Source organism: Maritalea mediterranea (assembly GCF_021568695.1).
Classification (GTDB): domain Bacteria; phylum Pseudomonadota; class Alphaproteobacteria; order Rhizobiales; family Devosiaceae; genus Maritalea; species Maritalea mediterranea.
Window position 1 is genome coordinate 1 of record NZ_JAKGTI010000007.1, and the last position, 1,149, is coordinate 1,149.

General features: G+C 55.1%; 1 protein-coding gene. It reads right to left on the minus strand.

The window, feature by feature from the left end:
* Positions 1-39 precede the first annotated feature (39 nt).
* Positions 40-1,149, minus strand: a protein-coding gene (locus L1I42_RS16155) for an IS3 family transposase (RefSeq protein WP_236115781.1) whose coding sequence is annotated in 2 segments (ribosomal slippage) — positions 40-929 and positions 929-1,149 — 1,111 coding nt annotated over the 2 segments. Because the reading frame shifts where the segments join, the coding sequence is not laid out codon by codon here. This gene is flagged as partial in the annotation.

The window sequence follows — 1,149 nt, forward strand, 5'->3', positions numbered from 1 at the left end:
TGGACTTGTCTTAAAAAAGTGGACACGACCATGCTCTTTTTAAGCCGCTAGTTTTTCGTACGCCATTGGACTGATGTTGCCAAGGGTCGAGTGCCGTCGTTTCCGGTTATAAAAGTTCATGATGTACTCATTGATGGTCCTTTCTGCCTGTTCTCGGCTTTCAAATTTCACCCGCCATACCAGTTCTGCTTTCAAGGTCTTGAAGAAGGCTTCCACGACAGCATTGTCGTAGCAATTTCCTTTGCCGGACATGGACGGCAGGATGCCATGCTGCTTCAGCGTCATCTGATAGTCGGTCGCCACATATTGGCTGCCACGATCACTGTGGTGGATCAGGCCTGGCTCTGGCCGCCTGAGGGCAATCGCCATCTTCAGGGCCTGAAGCGCCAGGTCCTGCTTCATACGGTCACTCATATGCCAGCCCACAATCCGCCGACTGTAGAGATCCATCACGACAGCCAAGTAAATCCAACCCCGGATGGTGGCGATGTAGGATAGGTCAACGACCCATTTCTCGTTCGGCCTTTCGGCGGTGAAGTCCTGTTCCAGCAGATTAGGGGCATAGCCGAAGGATGGTACTAGCCCTCGGCGCTGATACCGCTTCCTGCGGCTCCTGATGGCCTGGATGCCGTTCTCGCGCATCAGCCTGCCAATCCGGGTGTGACTGACAGCCCAGCCCTTATCCTTCAGTTCTTCGACCATTCTCGGACGACCATAGGAATAATGGCTGCTTTCAAACTCAGCCCTGATATGGGCCAACAGCACCATGTCTTCCCGCTCCCGTTTGCTGGCAGGACGGCTGCTCCAGGCATAATAGCCTGACCGTGACACCGCCAGCATGCTGCACAAGCGGTTCACCTGATGATGCGCCTTCTCCGCATCGATAAATCGGTAGCGCATTACTTTTGGCTCGCGAAGAAGGCCGTTGCTTTTTTTAAGATTTCGCGCTCCTCACGCAGGATCTTGTTCTCCCGACGGAGCCGGGCAAGCTCCCGCTGCAGGTCATCAGTGTCTCCCGAGGGCTCACTGGCGCCTTTCTGGTCTTGCCGGTATTGGGTGATCCATTTGCCGAGGGTTGACTTGCCAATCCCCAGATCAGCTGCAACTGCCTCCCTGGGTAAACCGCTGGTCAGCGCCAGCTTTACTGCT